The organism is Pseudomonas fluorescens HK44, assembly GCF_000217955.3.
Classification (GTDB): domain Bacteria; phylum Pseudomonadota; class Gammaproteobacteria; order Pseudomonadales; family Pseudomonadaceae; genus Aquipseudomonas; species Aquipseudomonas fluorescens_AQ.
The window spans coordinates 41653-59693 of the sequence record NZ_AFOY02000015.1 but is presented as its reverse complement, the minus strand read 5'-3'; the positions used below and the strand labels follow the sequence as shown (position 1 = coordinate 59693).

Below are 18041 nucleotides of genomic sequence, written 5' to 3'. Positions count from 1 at the left end.
GTGTAGCAATGCAGGGAGCGAGAGGTCACCGACCTCTCGCGTCGCTGCCGGTCAGCCGCGTTGCGGCACACCTTTCTGTCCAGCCTTGCGGTTGGGGGCCATGCCGTTGGCCAACAGGGTTTCTTCGATACTCTGGTACTGCACACCGATGCGGTAGATCTCGCGGGCTTCTTTGCCGGTGGCGATTTCACGCCCCAGCTCATGGGCGACACGCACGGTTTGCTCGATCTGCTGCACGGAGCTGAAACGCTTGCCCTTCTGATCAATGATCGTGTCTTCAATGCCCACGCGTGGGTGCAGCCCCATGGACAGCGCCATGACATTGAACGGCAGTACGTTCTTGAGCAGTGATTCGGCGGTCAAGGTGCAGCCGTCCGGCGCACGGTGAACAAAGTTGAAGAAGTTGAACGGATTGGGGCCATCGAAACCCCCGCCGATGCCGATCCAGGTCAGGTTCAACGGCCCCATGTACACGCCCTTGCGCACCAGACGCTCCAGGGTCTCCATCGCATGCATCCCGGTCAGCTGGAAATGCGGCTGCACACCCGCCGCCATCAGCCGCCGCAAGTGCTCCGCGACCCAGGCCGGGCCTGCCGGCACGGTCATCTCGCTGTAGGCCGCCTGATAGGCCGGATTAGCCAGGGACGTGCCTTCCAGGTATTCCGGATACAGCAGTTCCATGATGTTCATCTGGGTGGTGTTGATGGCCACGGTGACCTGATCCGGTTTTGGCGTCAGCTCAGCCAGCATGTGGCGCGTATCGTCAGACAGCCACTTGGCGGCTTCGCCATCGCTTTCCGGCGCAAAGGAAATCGAACCACCGACCTGGATGATCATGTCCGGTACGGCTTCGCGCACACCGGCGATCAACTCGTTGAATTTGGACAGGCGCTTGGAACCCTTGCCGTCCAGTTCGCGCACATGCAGGTGCAACACCGTGGCACCGGCCTCATAGCAATCGACCGCCTTCTGCACTTGCTCATCCATGGTCAGCGGGATGTCTTCGGGAAAGTCTTCCGGCATCCACTCAGGGCCATACGGGGCCACGGTGATGACCACTTTTTCCATGTTTTCCGGGTGCAGGGAATCGTCGAAGAATTGCATGAGTTACTCCTTTTATTATGGTTATACGCCCACGCCGGGGACGTGCCGGGCAAGCCTGTAGCAAATGCGAGTACAGAGGCGGTCGATCAGAAAGTCTTGTCGCCGATGATCCCGGCACGCTCCATCTTGCGATGGCACGGCGGGTAATCCATGACGGCGTAGTGCTGGGTACTGCGGTTGTCCCAGATGGCGATGCTGTTGGGTTTCCAGCGCCAGCGCACCTGATACTCGGGGATATAGGCCTGGCTGATCAGGTAGCGCAGCAGCTCGCTCGCGCCGGGGTTGGCGTCCTGGCCGAAGCGCACCCGCTCGGGGGTGTGGTAGTTACTCAAGTGGGTGGTAAAGGCGTTGACGAACAGCACCTTCTCCCCGGTTTCCGGGTGGGTACGCACCACCGGGTGCTCGGCATCCGGGTACATGGCCTTGAGCGCCAGGCGCTTTTCAATCGGCATGGCGGCACCAAAGCTGGCTTCGATACTGTGGCGCGCACGCAGGTCGGTGATCTTCGCCTTTACGTCTTCCGGCAAGCGCGCGTAGGCCTCCACCATGTTGGCCCACATGGTGTCTCCGCCCACAGGCGGGCATTCCACGCAGCGCAATACGCAGCCCATCGGCGGCGCCTCGCGCCAGGTCGCGTCGGTGTGCCAGGCATTCTCGTAGCGGTCCATCGGCTGGTCCGGGCGCTTGTAGATGCGCACCAGGCCCGGATGATCCGGGTCACTGCCAGCCACCGGATGATCCTCCAGCTCGCCGAAGCGACGGGCGAAGGCCACGTGCTCGGCGCGGCTAATCTCCTGATCACGCAGGAACACCACCCGATGCTTGAGCAACTGAACACGAATCTCGGCAAAAAGACTGTCGTCATGGATCGCGTCGGCGAGGTTCACGCCAATCAGTTCCGCGCCAATGCTGCAGGTCAATGGTTCGACTTTCATGGCAGGCGACTCCCTTAAATGACGAAAATCGATGAACCCGTGGTCTTGCGTGACTCCAGGTCGCGATGAGCCTGCACGGCGTCCTGCAAAGCATAGTGCTGGTTAATCTCGATCTTGATACGACCGCTGCCGACGAGGTCGAAGAGTTCACCCGCCAGGGCGGCTTTTTCCGCCGGGTCGGCGATGTAGTCCGCCAGAGCCGGGCGGGTCATGAACAGCGAGCCTTTCATCGCCAGCAGCACCGGATCGAACGCCGGGATCGGGCCGGACGCCGTGCCGACGCACACCATCAGCCCGCGGCGCTTGAGCGAATCCAGGGAACCCATGAAAGTATTCTTGCCAACACTGTCGAACACCACGTTGACCCCGACGCCGTCCGTCAATTCGCGAACGCGCTGGGCGACGTCTTCATGGCTGTAATTGATGACATGGTCGCAGCCATGGGCCCGAGCGATTTCACCCTTGACCTCGGTGGACACGGTGCCGATGACCGTCAGGCCGAGCAGCTTGGCCCACTGCGAAACGATCAGGCCCACACCGCCGGCAGCGGCGTGCAGCAGAATACTGTCGCCGGCCTTGAAGTCGTAAATGCGCCGCATCAGGTACGACGCTGTCAGGCCGCGCATGGTCATGGCTGCGGCGGTCTCGAAACTGATGGTTTCCGGCAGCTTGATCAGCGGCGCAGCCGGGATCAGACGCTCGGTGCTGTAGGCCCCCAATGTATTGAGAAACCCGGTGTAGGTGACGCGATCACCCACCTGTACGTTGGTAACCCCCTGGCCGATGGCCTGGACTACGCCGGAAGCTTCAACCCCCATGCCGTTGGGCATCGGAATCGGATAAGTGCCATTGCGAAAGTAGGTGTCGGCATAGTTCAGGCCAACCGCTACATGACGAAGACGGACCTGGCCTGGACCGGGTTCGCCAACCTCGACCTCTTCATAGCGAAGAACGTCGGGACCACCGGTTTCGTAGAAGCGTACGGCTTTGGCCATGTTTTCTTATTCTCCAGTCTGCAATGTTGGCGTGCTGCGTCGATTTGCGCTGATTGGACTCTAGGACGCAGCCTGGCGGGCCGCTTCTCATCAGACGACAATGGCTTTTCATTTCGTGACAGCTACCCGGGCGGTGGGCGCTGCGTCAACGCATGCGATGGATGACTTACCCTGTGCCTCCCGATACCCTTGCGCACCTCAATGCCTGACGGTGTTCCAGGTCAAACCACACTCCATCCAGACGAGCAAGTCATGAAATCCCCTGCAGGTTTGCTGCTGTCGGGTATTGAGCTGGACCGTACCAGCTCCATTCCCCTGTACCGCCAACTCTATTTGCAGATTCGCCAACAGGTTCTCAGTGGAAGAATTCAAGGGGGCGTGCGCCTGCCGTCAACCCGGACCTTGAGCAAAGAGCTCGCGCTGTCGCGGATCACCATCCTCAATGCCTTCGATCAACTGATCGCCGAAGGTTTTCTGGCATCACGGACCGGGGCCGGGACCTATGTCGGCAATGAGTGGGAAAACCGTGGAATCGCCGACGATGAACGGCAGCGCCAGCCTCCCCGCCTGTCCGATCTGAGCCAGTCCATGCTGTCGTTGCGCAGCGATCATTTTCGAGGGGTTTCGTATGCCGACTGGGATCCGGCAAGCCCTACCTCGTTCCTGCCCAGCCACAGCACTTACGACGCGTTCCCGCAACACATCTGGAAGCGCCTGATGAACCGCCACCTGCACAAGCCGACCAAAGCCATGCTCGGCTATGGCGAACTGCAAGGCTTGCTGGCTCTGCGCAAGGCGATTGCCGAATACGTCTTTGATGCCCGTGGCATCGACTGCAGTGCCGAGCAGGTGGTCATCGTTTCCGGCGCCCAGCAAGCCTTTAACTTGCTGGGCATGCTGTTGCTCAATCCACAGGACAGCGTGTGGATGGAGGACCCGGGGCATATCGCGGCGCGAATCGCGCTCCAGGCCCAGGGTGGTCTGGTGGTCCCGTTGCGTATCGACGAACAGGGGATCGACATCCAGCAAGGCCTGGCTCAGTGCCCTGACGCCCGCCTGGCGTTTACCACGCCGTCTCGCCAGCATCCCCTGGGCGTCACCATGAGTTATGCGCGACGCCAGGAACTCATCGACTGGGCTGCGCACAACCAAAGCTGGATCATCGAGGACGACTGCGACAGTGAGTTTCGCTACAACGGTCGCCCCCTGCCTGCACTCTATGCCATGGACCAATGGGCCCGGGTGATCTATGTCGGAACGTTCAGCAAAGTGCTCTTCCCCTCGCTACGACTGGGTTACGTGATACTGCCGCACGCCTTGATCGAACCCTTCTGTACCCTGCGAGCGGTCATGGATCGCAGCCCGCCCACACTGCTCCAGGCCGTGACGGCAGACTTCATGCGCGAAGGCCACTTTCTTGGGCACATCCGCCGCATGCGCGCGCTGTACCAGGCTCGCCAGAAAGCACTGGTCGAGCAGCTGCAGCAACGGCTGGGCGGTTTCTTCAAGATCACCCCGGTGGAAGCCGGCATGCACCTGATCGCCTGGCTGCCGGCAGAGCTTGATGACGACGCCATCGCCAAGGAGCTGGCCCGGCACAACATCCACACGTATGCCCTGAGCGACTACTGCCTTGAGCATGTCCTGCCACCGGCCCTGTTGATCGGCTTTGCCGGCACGCCTGAAAGCCAGGCCGAGGAGCGGGTCGAAGCACTGGCCCAGGCTTTGTCCGACATGGGCTACCTGCAGCAGGCCACTTGAGGCGGGCAAGTGGTCTTATGATTTAACTGATAATGGATCTATCGAGAGTTCCTGACTGGCGCGATAAAGGCTGCGCCGGTAGACCCGGCGTCTGAACCAGGAATGACTCGAATGAACAATAAGATCCAGGAACGATTCCATGCCTTACTCAGCCACAAGGCTGCCCGGGCAGGAGCACCTCCCGCACTGACTGAAGCACTGGCCCGCCAACTGCTCGACCGACTTGGGCAGGTGCGCCTGTTTGCCCATGCCTACCCCTTGCTGACCAACCTCACCCATGGCCGTGTCACGCCTGCCGACCTGCTGGACTTCGCCTATCGTCACGAGCTGCAGGGGCTGAGCCTGCACTTGCTCGACGGCGAGGAAAACAGCCTGAGTCAAATGACACCCGCGCAACTTCGGGCGTTTGCCGAGAAGGCCAATGCGCTCGGACTGGATGTACACCTGGAAATCAGCAGCACACTGAAAAAAGATGTCGATCAGGTTATCGGCATTGCCAAGACCCTCGGGGCCCGCAACATTCGTGTTTACTCTCGCTACGAGGGAACGCTGTCACGGGTCATGGACGTGATCGAATCAGACCTGCATTACCTTGCGCAGCAGGCTGACGAGCACGATCTGTTCTTCGACTTCGAGCAGCATGAAGAACTCAAGAGCGCCGAGATCGCGCACCTGCTGAGCCGCCTCAACCACCCTCGACTGCATGCCTTGTTCGACTTCGGCAACATGATCAACGCCTGCGAACAGCCCCTGCCGGCGCTCCGGACCCTGGCGCCGCACATACGCCAGACCCACCTCAAGGGCGTGCGCATCGTCCCCGAGCAAAACGGCTTCGGCCATTACGGCGTGCTGCAGGGCTGTGACGAAGACGACCTGCCCAGCGCACGCATGTTGTTCGAACTGCTGATGCTCGGCGAATCAACCCCGCAAGTGATCGCATTCATCCTTGAGCAGGAAAACCACTACGTCGCCCCGGCATTCCGCCAGACCTTCGAGGCCGCCGACCCGTTCATTGCATTCCGGGAAATGAGTGAAACGCCGCTGCCAATCGGCTACTCGCTGGAGCAAATGCTGGCCGATGAACACCGCTGGGCAAACAACCAGGTTGCCTATGTACGAGGCCTGCTGGCCGAGTTCCGGACCCTGGCCGAACTGACCCTGGATAACCGCGCAAACGCCTGAACCTGACGTTACTACCCGATTACGCCTGGAGAACAATAATGACAACTCGTGACAAGGCCAAATGGCTCAGATTCCTGATTCTCATCCTCGGTGGCGGCACCATCTACAAGTTGGCGAACCTCAAGGACGCCTTCTATGTGCCGATGCAAACGTTCATGGGATTGACCCATACTGAAATCGGCTTGCTGCTGAGCGCCAACGCCATTATCGCCACCGCGCTGTTTGTCGTCGGCGGCCTGCTGGCGGACCGGTACGACACACGCAAGCTGATTCCCATCGGCCTGCTCGGCACCGGCAGCCTGGGGCTTTACCTTGCGACCTTCCCGCCCTTCAGCAATCTGCTGATCGTGTTCAGCCTGTTGGCCGTCTGCGCCGATTGCATCTTTTGGCCTTCACTGCTCAAGGCCATCCGCACTCTGGGTGACGATCAGGAACAGGGTCGGTTGTTCGGTCTTCTGGAAGGCGGGCGTGGCGTCATTGATACCCTGGTCGCCTTTTCTGCGCTGGGCGTCTTCGTCGCCATGGGTTCCGGTGAGGCCGGTCTGAAATCGGCGATCCTGTTTTACTCGGTCATCGACATTCTTGCCGGCACCCTGACCTGGTTCCTGCTCAAGGGCGGCACCACGCAGTCGACCGCCAAGCCGAAGAACGGTCTGTCGAACCTGCTCGAGGCCATCAAGGTCCCGGGTATTTGGCTGGTCAGCCTCAACGTGTTCATGGTCTACATCGTCTACTGCGGCCTGACCTATTTCATTCCCTACCTCAAGGACATGTACGAACTGCCCGTGGCACTGGTGGGCGCTTACGGCATCATCAATCAGTACTTTCTCAAGATCCTGGGCGGGCCTGCCGGAGGCTTCATTGCCGACAAGCAATTCAAGAGCACCAGCCGCTATCTGAAATGGGCGTTCCTGGCTTTGCTGCCGCTGATGGGCGTGATCATGCTCATCCCGAAAAGCCCGAGTTTCATCTACGCGGGCATGGCGGCCACCCTCTCCTTCGCGCTGATAGTTTTTTCCATGCGCGGCGTGTTCTGGGCGCCCATGGGTGAAATCGGCATTCCCCAGCACATCACCGGTTCAGCCTTCGGTATTGGTTGTCTGATCGGCTATGCGCCAGGCATGTTCGCTTACGTCATCTATGGCGCAATCCTCGACCACTTCCCCGGCCAGCAAGGCTACAACTACGTTTTCAGTTTGATGAGCGTGTTGGCCGTTCTTGGGTTCATGGTGTCCAGCCTGCTGTATCAGGCGGTCCGCAATAACGCCACGACCACCGGCCAAGTAAGCGCAGCGCGAACCTGAACATCGGCCCGGTTACTGGAAGTCGGGCGCAGTGCCTCGTCCTGAAACAGTTGCTGCATGGGCAGCGGATCGCCCCTGCAGCAAATAGGGGGATGGCGGTTGGCCGGGTAGTACAGACAAGGCCCAGAATAACTCGGGCTCCACTGTGGCAGTCAATGGATCAACCGCCCGTCCCGCAGGTGATCGGCAACTTGCGCTTCGGGCACCCACGCGACACCGACACCCGCCAGCGCGGCTTCAATCATGAGATTGATGTTATCCATGGTTATCTGCCCTTCAACATCAAGGCTGGCATCATTTATGAATTTACCTCACTAACGTATGCAGCCAAGGCCATATTGTTGAGTTATCAACAGCAATATAAGGTGACCGAACCCCAGTACCCCGCACACCTGCAACTACGGGTAGACCGCTGATCCGACGTTTAGCCCCACGCGGGATATGCTCATGAAAAACTCTACAAAAGTGACTGTCGTTATCGGTGCCGGCTCAATCGGCCAAGCCATTGCCCGCAGAGTCAGTGCCGGTAAGCACGTCGTGCTGGCAGATCTGCGGCAGGAAAACGCCGATGCAGCGGCAAAGGTCTTGCTTGACGCAGGATTCGAGGTCACCGCGGCCATCGTGGATGTCTCTTCTCGCGAATCGGTTCAGGCGCTGGTGCAGACCGCAACGGCCATTGGAGAGATCACCGGCGTCATCCACGCCGCAGGTGTTTCACCGTCTCAAGCGCCAGCAGCAACCATTTTGCGGGTTGATTTGTATGGAACGGCAGTCGTTCTTGAAGAGTTCGGCAATGTCATCGCCGAAGGCGGCTCCGCGGTCGTCATCGCTTCACAATCCGGCCATCGCTTACCCGCCTTGAGTGCCGAACAGAACAAGGCGTTGGCGACAACGCCAGCGGACGATCTGCTCGCACTCCCGATGCTTCAAGCCGATCAAGTCACCGACCCTTTAAACGCTTACCAGATCTCCAAGCGCGGGAACTCATTGCGAGTCATGGCAGAAGCTGTGCGCTGGGGCAAACGCGGCGCGCGAGTCAATACGATCAGCCCTGGCATCATCTTTACACCACTGGCGCGGGACGAGCTAAGCGGCCCACGTGCCGAAGGCTACCGGCGCATGATTGACCTGAGCGCGGCAGGACGCGGTGGTACGCCGGATGAAGTGGGCGCCTTGGGAGCACTGCTCATGGGGCCTGAGGGCACATTCATTACAGGCAGCGACTTTCTGATGGATGGTGGCGTCACGGCCGCTTACTGGTACGGCGATTTGGCCCCCAAGTAAAACCGGGAAGCCACCTCGCAGTCCCCATCCGTTTGCGCCGCATCGCCGGCCGTGATCCACACCCGCCTATTTCGCCGAGGGTAGAGACAGGTGCGCAATGGCAGCTTGAGCCATTTCAATCTCGGCGATGGCGTCTTCAGCATGGTCGGGCTTGACCCAATTAAACGCGGGGTCGCCAATTATTGCGCCAATCGACTTCCTGCACAGCTCGTCGGTTGCCACGCCTTGTCGCCCGGCGACGGCCATTACCGTTTTAAGCGCTATCTCAAGCGCAACCACTCGATCTTCGCTCATGACGCAACCCTCTCTGTAGAGCATTAAGCGTAGATCAATCCGAACTTCAATGAATCATGCTCCCAGGGGCCGAAAACGAGAAAAGCCCTGCAAGCGTAAACCTGCAGGGCTTCTCGGTCAGGCTGACCGTCTGTGAGTTAGCAGCGGATTTGGCACCGACCAGGACCCTGCAAGAGATTCCGAGCCGACCGCTAGAGGCCGAGGCGGAGGGCTCCGCCAAGTACTTGCGTATTCCGCGACACAAAATCGTATTTAGCGAAAACGTGTCGCGGATGTTTCGGAATGAGAGCGATCACGACCCTACGTGCGAAAGCTCTTCGTCAATGATTCGCTCAGCATTCTTCGCAGCGGCTGTCGCAAACTCGTAACAGATCCAGAAGTCCTGTTCTGTTACGGATGCAGATCCCTGCAAGTTCTCCAGGCAGCGCGCTAATGCATGCTTTATCAAGCCATCATTTAGAGCATTGCGGGCTGCCTCTTCACCTTCAACCGCTCGAATGGCAGCTTCGATTTCTTCGATCTGCTCAATCTTTGCCGTCAGCACGACCTTGGCGGACTCATCTCGCTCGATGATTTTGGTCCAAGAGTGATCAACTATCAGCGTTTTCATTAGTAGGTCCCCGTCTTCCTGGCTCATGCCGGGTCATCAACCAATAGCCCACAAACTCACATCTCGCCACCGCATCCGGTCACGGAGGGCGGCGCCATCCCGAGGTAACCGCAATGCCCGTTCTCCACAGCGTGATCCACAAGATCAACAAAAAGCCCGACGGTAACCCGGCCATCTTGCACCGCTGCGCCGGTGAACTGGTCGAAAGCCAGTCCCGCGACGAGCTAATTAACCAGTTCAACGAAAGCTACAACGCCAAGCCCGATAAAGGCTGGGGTTTCTTCGTAAGCGCTCCATAAACCTCACCAACTTTAAGATGGGTAGCGCGCTCAGCCAGGCGATACCGGCGAGCAGTTCCACGGCATCAAGGCTTCGTAATCTTCAACCGAGGTCGTCAGTGGTAGGTGTTCCAGTGCGTGGCACAGCCACGCATAGGGCTCTTGGCCGTTGGCTTTGGCGGTCTCGACCAAGCTGTAAAGTTGAGCGCTGGCCGTCGCACCTTTGGGCGTGTCGCTAAACAACCAGTTCTTTCTTCCGATAACGAAGGGCCTGATGGCTCGTTTGGCAGCGTTGTTGTCGATCGGCAAGTAGCCTTCCTCGACATACCGTTCCAGTTTGTTCCAGTTGCTCGCCAGGTAGCCAGCCGCAGACACACGTCAGCTCATGTTCGGGAAGTTCGTGGAGGATCTCGATTCGGGGCAGATCAGCGGGCAGCGGCTTGCGTTTAACGCGACGCTTGGTGAGCGCAACGATTTCTTCTTCTGAGGCCTCGCCGGCAGGCTCTGCTTTGTTTTCAGCTTCGTTGAACAACGCCATTTGCGGGGTCGCAGGATCGACCGTTTGCTGGATTTTCGAGCGAACAGTCGCTGCCTCACGAGTGCGACTTGCTCTTTGAGCAGACCGACTCTGGATTGCATCTTCGCAAGCATCTGCTTGAGCAACTCAGGATCGTCAGGGAGGTCTTCAGGCATGGAAATCATGCCCTGGATTATACCGAATCAGGCCACGAATCGCGGCGTCAAAACCTGATGGGGCCGGTTACGCCAGAGGTCGAAACCGTCGAGCATCCAGTTGAGTTCCTGGACGGTCACCGCCTGCTCCATCTCAGCCAGAAAGCGTTCACGTCGGGTTTGCTTACGCTTGCCGGCGTATTCGCAGTCGGAAAAGCTCATCTGGCTCATACGGGGCTCGGTTCAGGTAGTCAGGGCGCATTTCAGCACATCTGAGGACTTGTTCGGAGTTCCCCTCAAGTCTCTGGCTAAACATCGAGTTTGGCCTACACTCAAGTCCGGGGAATGATCGTGCCTCGCAAAAGCAATTTGGAGTTAAATATGGCTGGTGGGCATGGAATAGTCGGCAGCGCTTGGCGCAACTTTACTACGGGTGGAAGTTTCTGCTTGTTTTAATGTTGAAACCACTTGAACCGCAGGGGAAGAACCTAATTTGAAAACTAACACAAACCCGAAGGTTAGCGTACTTGTTCCCATGCGCAACGCAGCGCCGTTCGTTGTTCGCGCGCTGGCGTCAATATTGCGCGAAGTTACCATTAACTTAGAAGTGATTGTCATCAATGATAAATCTACCGATCGCTCATTGGAATTGGTGTTGAGTATCAAGGATGAGCGAGTTTATGTCGTAGATGGCCCGGGCAAAGGCATTGCCGCAGCCTTAAACGTCGGCCTGGCTTTGGCACGGGGAGACATAGTGATGCGCTGCGATGCAGATGATCTTTACCCGGTTAGCCGAATCAACAATCAAGTAACGTGGCTTGACAACAACCCAGATTATGCGGCTGTGTGTGGGGGGTTTACTGCGCTTGATGAATCAGGGCAACTCGTCACCAAACTGGCGACCGGCGAAATCGGCGAAGATATCACTGAGGAACTCAATTTAGGGTGCACGAGAACACATTTTTGCACCTACGCTGTTCGCAAAAGTGCAATTGATCGAGTCGGCGGATTCAGAACCTATTTTGAGACTGGTGAGGATATCGACTACCAGTTGCGATTAGCCAATTTCGGTCGAGTGATGTACTTGCCTCAGGTGGCCTACGAATACAGATTACATGAGGCGTCGATAACGCATACACAATCCAATTCAAAGCGTATTTTCTTCGAGGGTATTGCCAGAACGTTTCAAGCACAGCGTAAGATGTATGGCCAAGATGATCTTCAGCGCGATCAGCCGCCAACGATTCCCGATAGTAGCGCCGACAGTGCTAGTAGTGCAGCGAAACAGATAGGGGGGATGCTAATGGGGTCTGCATGGCGCACTCATCAAAGCGGTAATAAATTGGACGCAATAGCATTGGGAATTCGAGCACTAACGCATATGCCTTTTAACGTCAGCTCGTGGCGCAGTGTGGTGGCACTGATTGTGAAGTCGGGCAAGCGTCCCCGATAAAAATGTGATGTGGCGTTATATAAAGGGGCTCGAGCTTGAACATGAGTGATATTACCTTGGAGCGTTTGCGAATTACGTTTGTCGCGCCGCCAATGGATATGTCGGGCGGTATAAAAGTAATTGCCATTTATATAAGGCTTCTAAGGATGGTCTGAAGTAGTCATGTATTTCTGGCTGACTTCAGCCCCCGCCGATTTTGAAAGCGGCGAATCGATCAAAGACGATCAGTTCACCCGCTCATTTCTGTGTTTTTAGCCGCCGCGAGCACCTCCCGGTAACCATTCCCCACATGACAGGCGCACCTCTCCTGCACTCGTCAGTCAATGTCTACGCGCCATCCACAAGTTCGACAGTAAGCGCTCCATGAACCCCACATTCAAAGCCGCCACCTGATCCCCGATGCTGTGCTCCAGATTCTTTTCCGGAGCCCGCACCTCATGATGCGTCCCGACGCCAAAGTCGAAAAAGTTTATCTGTACCCCAAACCTGTGGATTTCCGAAAGTCCATCGACGGCCTCGCCGCTCTGGTCGAACTGGATATCAAGGTCGCGGTGTTTGACCCGGTGCTTTTCGTCTTCCTCAACAAGCCTCGAAACCGCGTGAAGATTTTGTATTGGGAACGCAACGGCTTCTGCCTTTGGCTAAAGCGCCTGGAGACCTTGTCCCACAGGCTGTAGAAGCGAAAGTCTGGCTCTGTCTTAGCTTTCACATACAGGGCACGCTGTAGTTTCCGAACGCGGTTTCTCACCTGGGTTAGTAGGCTTGGAGCCAATCCCATCGTTCTTACCACTTTGTACTCCTCTCTTGAACCAGGGCTCCTTTCCTACTCCGGCATTACCCGGCCTCAACGGTACTACGAGCCCATCCGCCACCTGTCCGAGCCAGAGCCATCCCTCACGGGCGCTCTGTTTGTATGGCCGTGTCTAACGGCCACTTCACCCTGGCAGGCTTCCCCTGTTTCGTATGAGTTCTCTTCTGTACATGCCATCACCACTACCCCGGCGGCAGTGCCAAGTTCGTCTGACGCTCGATCCCTTAGCACTATCAACCTTCCCCGTTATTATGGCGGGTCGGCTACCGCAAGGCATTTTCGGGGCCTGCTCGGTGTTCGCTGCGCGCTACGGCCTGCACAGTCACTGACTTCCTAAAGAAGCCTTTTCTTCAGATACTTCAGCCCATTCGTTGCCTCCTGAACTGCTCCAAAGTGCTTCCGGCCGGAGCGACAGTAGCCGGGTGGGATTCGCACCCACTGAACTCATACGCCTTGTCAGGGCGTACACAACAACCCTGCCGAAAGAGCCATCAGGCCCTTCGTGATCGGAAGAAAGAACTGGTTGTTCAGCGACACGCCCAAAGGTGCGACGGCCAGCGCTCAACTTTACAGCCTGGTCGAGACCGCCAAAGCCAACGGCCAGGAGCCCTATGCGTGGCTGCGTCACGTACTTGAGCGCCTGCCAATGGCGTCTTCGGTTGAAAACTACGAAGCACTGCTGCCCTGGAACTGCTCGCCGGTATCGCGTAGTTAAACGCGCTATCCATCTTGATGGCTGGTGGGGCTTACGGTGATATTAAAGAATACGAGCGGAGTAACGATCATGGAATACGACGATAAACTGATTGAAGAGGCCGTGCTTGCCCTGTTGGCAACCTTCAGTTTTGATAACGGCAATACTTGGAAAGGGTTCGACTTCGAGACCATGAACCGATTGCATGAACAGGGTTTCATCAGTAATCCGGTGAACAAGAACAAATCGATTTGGTTGACGGCTGAAGGGCTGGAGCGAGGTCGGCAGATAGCCGACCGGTTGTTTGGGGTAAGAACTCAAGTGGAGCAGGTATCCGACTCGGATACCTGACTTCATACCCCGGCCATACGGTAGGTGGGGTTTATGGATCGCTTACGTTCGACAGCGCGAACAGTGTCACCAGTTGCGCCGTGTTCTTCGTCAGGCCGCGCAAGCGCGTCTTCACATAACCGAACTGGCGCTTGATCACCCGGAACAATGGGATGGACTCCTCCTCACCTCGGCATCTTGAGTGCCAGACTGAAGGTGCGAACCACAGTCAAATGCGAGAAGGAGTCCACACATGAAGCTTATGCGCATTGGGGTCGACCTGGCCAAGAACGTATTTCAGATCCACGGCGTGGATTGCCATGACCAGCCAATCTGGCGGCATAAAGCAGACAGGAGGCTGAAGTGCCTCCTGTCTGCCTAAACGCTACTTTCTTTTTTTTGGTCTGGACTGCTGAAAGCTTAGACCCTGGTCGAACTCAGCAGGTATCGAGGGCAAGCCTGTCTGTTCGTTTGATGGCTTGGAGGTGTCTACGTGTTGGTGCCGACACCGAATTGACCAGTTGCCGAGATGTATCTGACCCAGTCTAACTCCACCCGAACCATTGTCTGTGCCGGATTCGTGCCGATTGGAAGTGGCTCAGTCTCGCGTCGGCACATGGGTCAATTCGGCATTGGCTCCAATAATCCGCCGCAAGAAACACGACTAGCCGGCTAGAAGGATCTTGCTTTACCTGGCCTCAAGTGACGAATCGTTGGCTCGATACTGACCTGGCGTCATGCCGAACCAGCGCAGGCAAGCCTTGTGGAAACTGCTGTGGTCGTGAAAGCCGAGCAGGTAAGTCACGTGCTTCATATTGAAATGGGAATGACGCAGGTAGAAGTCGGCCAACTCCCGACGCACATCCTTCAGGACATCCTTGAATTGCGTGCCATCCTTCTCCAGTGTCCGTTGCAGCGTTCGCTTGCTGATATTCAGCGCGGCCGCAATCGATTCCAGATCACACTGGCCCTGCGCTTGCCGCTGACTCAGGCGCTCGGTGATCAGAGCACGAATCCTGCACACGATGGTGACGCCGTACAACAGCTCCAGCTGAGCTTCGGCAAAGCTGTCATGGAGCATGGCCAGCGCCTCGTTGGCCATGCTCAACGGACGCAGCAGCTCCTGGCCATCGAACAGGATGCTGTCATAGGCCGCCCCGAAACGCAGCTCATAGCCAAACAGCCGTTGATGCTCGCAGATGTCTTTCGGTTGGGGATAGCTGAACTCCATACTTAGCGGTTGCGGCGATTTGCCACCGCTCAGCCAGCGACAGATACCCAGCAGCGATCCGAGGCTGGCATCGGTGTACTGTCGGGGCTTGATCGAACCGCGCTGATGATGATCGAGCGCGGCCAGGCGGTAATGCTGTTGTTCCTGGACAAAAAACAGGCTGAATCCAGTGCTGATCAACGGGCTCAAATGAACCAGTCGTTCGAATGCCTTTTTCAGGTTCAAGCTGGACATCATGGTGTAGCCAACGATCTGAAAAATGCCCGGATGGAAATTCTCGTAGGCCTTCAAACCAATGTTCGGATCGCTGGAGGCCTGAGCCGCCAGACCCATAGGCGGTAGACAGTGCTTCGTTCGTAGAATGATCCCGGTATATCTGCCCGCTTTATATCAAGTCCAGCCTCCTGGTACAGACTGTCGACATCCAGTCCTTGCGCCGAAAGCGTATTCACCAGCACCCTGGCATAGACTGAACTCATTCTGTACATGATGACCCCATCTCCCTGTTAAACCAGACATCCTTTACCGCTCCAGCGAAATCGTCGGCCTTATGTGTTGGGAATGTTGGGAATGTTGGGTGGCCGGGGGAATGTGGTATTGCGTCATGAGCAATCGCAAGTGCTCGATGGCGTCATGGAATTTAAGATCGGCATGTCGTCGCTTTTCTTGGTACTGGCTGAAAGCTTCCGCATCCAGGTAGGGCCGATCAAGAATATTCAGGGCGGCGCAGCTCAAGCTATGGGCTTCGCTGAAAAGCTGGTTGTTACGCTCAAGAGCCAGGTTTAGACAGGCTATGGTTTGATGGGACACTTGCATGTCGTTCGTTGCAGTACCCTTTTTATTGATTTGTTGTTATTTTTTTGGCTCAACCTGCGCCGTTGTGTTGGCAGGCCGGCTCGGGCAAGAAACGTCGCCGCACAGCTACAGTTATTTCAAGGCGATGCCACGCAGCAGGACTTCTTGATCCGCCTATGCCGCTTGAATGCGTTTAGACCTTGAATCGACTAACCATCAACTGCAACTCGTTCCCCAGCCGGGCCAGCTCGATAGTCGAAGCTGCCGTCTCCTCGCTGGCGGAAGCTGTTTGATCTGATATATCTCGCACGTTGATCACGTTGCGGTTGATTTCCTCGGCCGTTGCGCTCTGTTGCTCGGCGGCAGCGGCGATTTGCTGGTTCATCGACTGGATGCTCGAGACCGTATGGGTGACGCTTTCCAGTGAGCCCCCAGCCCGGCGAACCAACTCGACACTTTTGTCAGTCAGGGTGTGGCTGCTTTCCATGGCTACCGCGACTTGTTGAGTTCTGTCTTGCAGGCTGGTGATCAGTTCTTCGATTTCTTCGGTGGAGCTCTGAGTCCGCTGAGCCAGGCTGCGCACTTCGTCTGCAACGACAGCGAAGCCCCGTCCTGCTTCACCTGCTCGCGCGGCTTCGATGGCAGCGTTAAGGGCGAGTAAATTGGTCTGTTGCGCGACCGACTTGATCACATCGAGCACACTACCGATTTTGTAGCTTTCATTTTTCAGATGGTTCATGGCCTCTGTAGAACTGCCGACCTCGATAGCCAAGCGTTCGATCTGGGCGATGGCGTCCCCTACGACACTATTACCTGTGCGAGCTTGCTGATCGGCTACGGTGGCCGCTTTCGAGGCCTCTTCGGCGTTACGGGCCACTTCCTGTACAGTCGCGGCCATTTCGTTCATGGCGGTTGCGACTTGATCTGTTTCGATTTTTTGGCTGTTAACGCCAACACTGGTCTGCTCGGTGATCGCTGACAGCTCTTCTGCTGCGCTGGCTATTTGAGTTACACCATCGCCGATCCCCCCGATCAGCTCGCGCAAGCTTTGGGTCATGCTTTGCATACTCTGCTGCAGATGACCGAGTTCGTCACGTCGAGAGACAATGACATTTTGGCGCAGGTCGCCGCCCGCTATACGTTCGGCTGTTTTCAGGGTCATCTGCAGCGGATGGACGATCTGACTTGTGATGACCCATGCAGCAAGGAGTCCCAAGGCTAGCGCCAAAGCTGAACTAATGCTCAGTAGTTCATAGGCACTTTGGGCCTCGCTGTCGCGCTTGCTGCTTTGATTGTCAGTGAGACTCTGGCTGATAGTGTCGATTTTCTCACCGCGGCTGGCCATCTGCGCGCCTATCTCAGCGCCAGCGTGTACCTGTGCAGCATAGCTCTGCAGATTACTGCGGTACTGCTGCACCGCCAGCGCGACTTGCTGCAGACCATACTGCTGCGGCCCGGTAGCATCGGAGCTGATCCTGTTCAGTTCGGTGGTGACTTTATCCACAGCCTCCAATGCGCCTTGCTCTTTGTTTGGGTCATTGCTGTAAATGAAGCTGTACACCTCGAAACGGGCTTGCTGGATGTTCAGGGCGAGTTGGCTGATAGCTTGCATACGATGCAGGCTCTGCCGCTCATCTTGGCCATTGAGTGCGGGTGTATTAGTAATGCTATCGAGCGATTTATTTAATTCCTTGGAGAACTGCTCTGCGCCCTGCACTAGTTTGATACGTACTGCTTCGCGATCCTCAAACGTGCGTTCAAGGTTGTTGAAGTGGCTCTGGTAGTCTTCGAGCAGGCGGCTTTGTTCATCGATGAGTTGCAGGCTGGCAGGGACGCTCAGCATCTTTCTCACGATCCGCTGACGCTCCTGGATGTCGTGTAACGCTTGCGTGACGGCGGCGCGGGTCTGATCGCTGCGATCCGTTTGATAACGCAGGCGCCTGACGCGCAACTCTTTAATTTGGGTATTAAGTGTGCTTATAGCGCTAATCTTGTTGCTGCGTTCGATGATGTTATCAGTGCTCCTCCAGCCGATCAGTGAGATGAGCAAGGTCAGTAACAATACCAAACCAAATCCCAAGGAAAGTTTTGCCTTGATGCTGATGTTAGCCAGAGCCTGATTAAACCATCTGAACATTACTTTTCCTTAGCGTGCTGAGAGGGAGAGCTTACTGCAACTCAATGCGCCGAATAACTCGGTTCATCACGATTAATATCGATGTGCAAAAACCTGAAGAAGCGCGAACCTGTAAACCAAAACAAAAATCCCCGCATCGAAAGATGCGGGAAACTTCCTTAAACTACGCAA

At 56.7% G+C, this 18041-nt stretch carries 18 protein-coding genes and 6 pseudogenes; 11 read left to right on the top strand and 13 right to left on the bottom strand.

The window, feature by feature from the left end:
- Positions 1-51: 51 nt before the first annotated feature.
- From HK44_RS13025 to HK44_RS13015, 3 genes are all read right to left on the bottom strand, one after another.
- A complete protein-coding gene (locus tag HK44_RS13025; RefSeq protein WP_019691073.1) occupies positions 52-1104 on the bottom strand; it encodes a 3-keto-5-aminohexanoate cleavage protein in 1053 nt (350 codons plus the stop codon).
- An 86-nt stretch (positions 1105-1190) separates the two neighbouring features.
- Complete coding sequence (locus HK44_RS13020; RefSeq protein ID WP_019691074.1) at positions 1191-2039, bottom strand: TauD/TfdA dioxygenase family protein; 849 nt, start codon at positions 2037-2039, stop codon at positions 1191-1193.
- Between the two features lie 14 nt (positions 2040-2053).
- Positions 2054-3034 (bottom strand): quinone oxidoreductase family protein, encoded by a 981-nt coding sequence (locus HK44_RS13015; RefSeq protein WP_019691075.1) that lies wholly within the window; start codon positions 3032-3034, stop codon positions 2054-2056.
- 252 nt (positions 3035-3286) lie between these two features.
- Here HK44_RS13015 and HK44_RS13010 point away from each other — a divergent pair, with 252 nt between their 5' ends.
- The 3 genes from HK44_RS13010 (at position 3287) to HK44_RS13000 (ending at position 7281) form a co-directional block, all read left to right on the top strand.
- The gene (locus HK44_RS13010; protein WP_019691076.1) at positions 3287-4795 is read left to right on the top strand and encodes a PLP-dependent aminotransferase family protein; all 1509 of its coding nucleotides are present in this window, start codon (positions 3287-3289) and stop codon (positions 4793-4795) included.
- A 111-nt stretch (positions 4796-4906) separates the two neighbouring features.
- Positions 4907-5977, top strand: coding sequence for a sugar phosphate isomerase/epimerase family protein (locus HK44_RS13005; RefSeq protein ID WP_019691077.1), 1071 nt, complete (start codon positions 4907-4909; stop codon positions 5975-5977).
- A 38-nt stretch (positions 5978-6015) separates the two neighbouring features.
- Positions 6016-7281, top strand: a complete 1266-nt coding sequence (locus HK44_RS13000; protein ID WP_019691078.1) for an MFS transporter — start codon at positions 6016-6018, stop codon at positions 7279-7281.
- A gap of 152 nt (positions 7282-7433) precedes the next feature.
- Here HK44_RS13000 and HK44_RS29745 read toward each other — a convergent pair whose 3' ends face one another.
- Positions 7434-7526, bottom strand: coding sequence for a hypothetical protein (locus HK44_RS29745; protein WP_242031570.1), 93 nt, complete (start codon positions 7524-7526; stop codon positions 7434-7436).
- 202 nt (positions 7527-7728) lie between these two features.
- Here HK44_RS29745 and HK44_RS12985 point away from each other — a divergent pair, with 202 nt between their 5' ends.
- Entirely contained in the window at positions 7729-8565 is an 837-nt protein-coding gene (locus HK44_RS12985) for an SDR family oxidoreductase (protein ID WP_019691080.1), read from the top strand.
- Positions 8566-8631: 66 nt separating this feature from the next.
- Here HK44_RS12985 and HK44_RS12980 read toward each other — a convergent pair whose 3' ends face one another.
- Positions 8632-8859, bottom strand: coding sequence for a hypothetical protein (locus tag HK44_RS12980; protein ID WP_141651708.1), 228 nt, complete (start codon positions 8857-8859; stop codon positions 8632-8634).
- Positions 8860-9151: 292 nt separating this feature from the next.
- A complete protein-coding gene (locus HK44_RS12975; RefSeq protein WP_024264907.1) occupies positions 9152-9469 on the bottom strand; it encodes a hypothetical protein in 318 nt (105 codons plus the stop codon).
- Between the two features lie 113 nt (positions 9470-9582).
- On the opposite strand from HK44_RS12975, the gene HK44_RS12970 reads away from it, so the two are divergent.
- Positions 9583-9768 carry a hypothetical protein gene (locus HK44_RS12970; RefSeq protein ID WP_019691083.1) on the top strand — a complete coding sequence of 62 codons (186 nt, stop codon included), beginning with the start codon at positions 9583-9585 and terminating at the stop codon, positions 9766-9768.
- 30 nt (positions 9769-9798) lie between these two features.
- Here HK44_RS12970 and HK44_RS30535 read toward each other — a convergent pair.
- From HK44_RS30535 to HK44_RS12960, 3 genes and pseudogenes are all read right to left on the bottom strand, one after another.
- Positions 9799-10116, bottom strand: a pseudogene (locus tag HK44_RS30535) (IS66 family transposase); the annotation flags it as partial.
- Positions 10117-10213: 97 nt separating this feature from the next.
- A pseudogene (locus tag HK44_RS30530) lies at positions 10214-10285 on the bottom strand (hypothetical protein); the annotation flags it as partial.
- A 182-nt stretch (positions 10286-10467) separates the two neighbouring features.
- Entirely contained in the window at positions 10468-10650 is a 183-nt protein-coding gene (locus HK44_RS12960; protein ID WP_019691086.1) for a hypothetical protein, read from the bottom strand.
- 262 nt (positions 10651-10912) lie between these two features.
- Here HK44_RS12960 and HK44_RS12955 point away from each other — a divergent pair, with 262 nt between their 5' ends.
- The 4 genes and pseudogenes from HK44_RS12955 to HK44_RS12940 all read left to right on the top strand — a co-directional run bounded on the left by HK44_RS12955 (position 10913) and on the right by HK44_RS12940 (position 13728).
- Complete coding sequence (locus tag HK44_RS12955) at positions 10913-11872, top strand: glycosyltransferase family 2 protein (RefSeq protein WP_277884165.1); 960 nt, start codon at positions 10913-10915, stop codon at positions 11870-11872.
- 437 nt (positions 11873-12309) lie between these two features.
- Complete coding sequence (tnpB, locus tag HK44_RS12950) at positions 12310-12549, top strand: IS66 family insertion sequence element accessory protein TnpB (protein WP_024264905.1); 240 nt, start codon at positions 12310-12312, stop codon at positions 12547-12549.
- Positions 12550-13146: 597 nt separating this feature from the next.
- Positions 13147-13398: pseudogene (locus tag HK44_RS12945) on the top strand (transposase domain-containing protein); the annotation flags it as partial.
- Positions 13399-13467: 69 nt separating this feature from the next.
- Positions 13468-13728: a DUF6429 family protein gene (locus HK44_RS12940; RefSeq protein WP_019691090.1), complete on the top strand. Its 261-nt coding sequence runs from the start codon at positions 13468-13470 to the stop codon at positions 13726-13728.
- A gap of 31 nt (positions 13729-13759) precedes the next feature.
- Here the strand turns inward: HK44_RS12940 and HK44_RS12935 are convergent.
- Positions 13760-13873: pseudogene (locus HK44_RS12935) on the bottom strand (IS5/IS1182 family transposase); the annotation flags it as partial.
- A gap of 87 nt (positions 13874-13960) precedes the next feature.
- Here HK44_RS12935 and HK44_RS30525 point away from each other — a divergent pair.
- A pseudogene (locus tag HK44_RS30525) lies at positions 13961-14062 on the top strand (IS110 family transposase); the annotation flags it as partial.
- Positions 14063-14395: 333 nt separating this feature from the next.
- Here HK44_RS30525 and HK44_RS12930 read toward each other — a convergent pair.
- Positions 14396-15271, bottom strand: coding sequence for an AraC family transcriptional regulator (locus HK44_RS12930; protein ID WP_019691093.1), 876 nt, complete (start codon positions 15269-15271; stop codon positions 14396-14398).
- 228 nt (positions 15272-15499) lie between these two features.
- Here HK44_RS12930 and HK44_RS12925 point away from each other — a divergent pair, with 228 nt between their 5' ends.
- Positions 15500-15724, top strand: coding sequence for a hypothetical protein (locus tag HK44_RS12925; protein WP_158002034.1), 225 nt, complete (start codon positions 15500-15502; stop codon positions 15722-15724).
- A gap of 202 nt (positions 15725-15926) precedes the next feature.
- Here HK44_RS12925 and HK44_RS30520 read toward each other — a convergent pair whose 3' ends face one another.
- Positions 15927-16631 carry a methyl-accepting chemotaxis protein gene (locus tag HK44_RS30520; protein WP_431357333.1) on the bottom strand — a complete coding sequence of 235 codons (705 nt, stop codon included), beginning with the start codon at positions 16629-16631 and terminating at the stop codon, positions 15927-15929.
- A gap of 198 nt (positions 16632-16829) precedes the next feature.
- A pseudogene (locus tag HK44_RS30515) lies at positions 16830-17870 on the bottom strand (methyl-accepting chemotaxis protein); the annotation flags it as partial.
- Positions 17871-18041 lie beyond the last annotated feature (171 nt).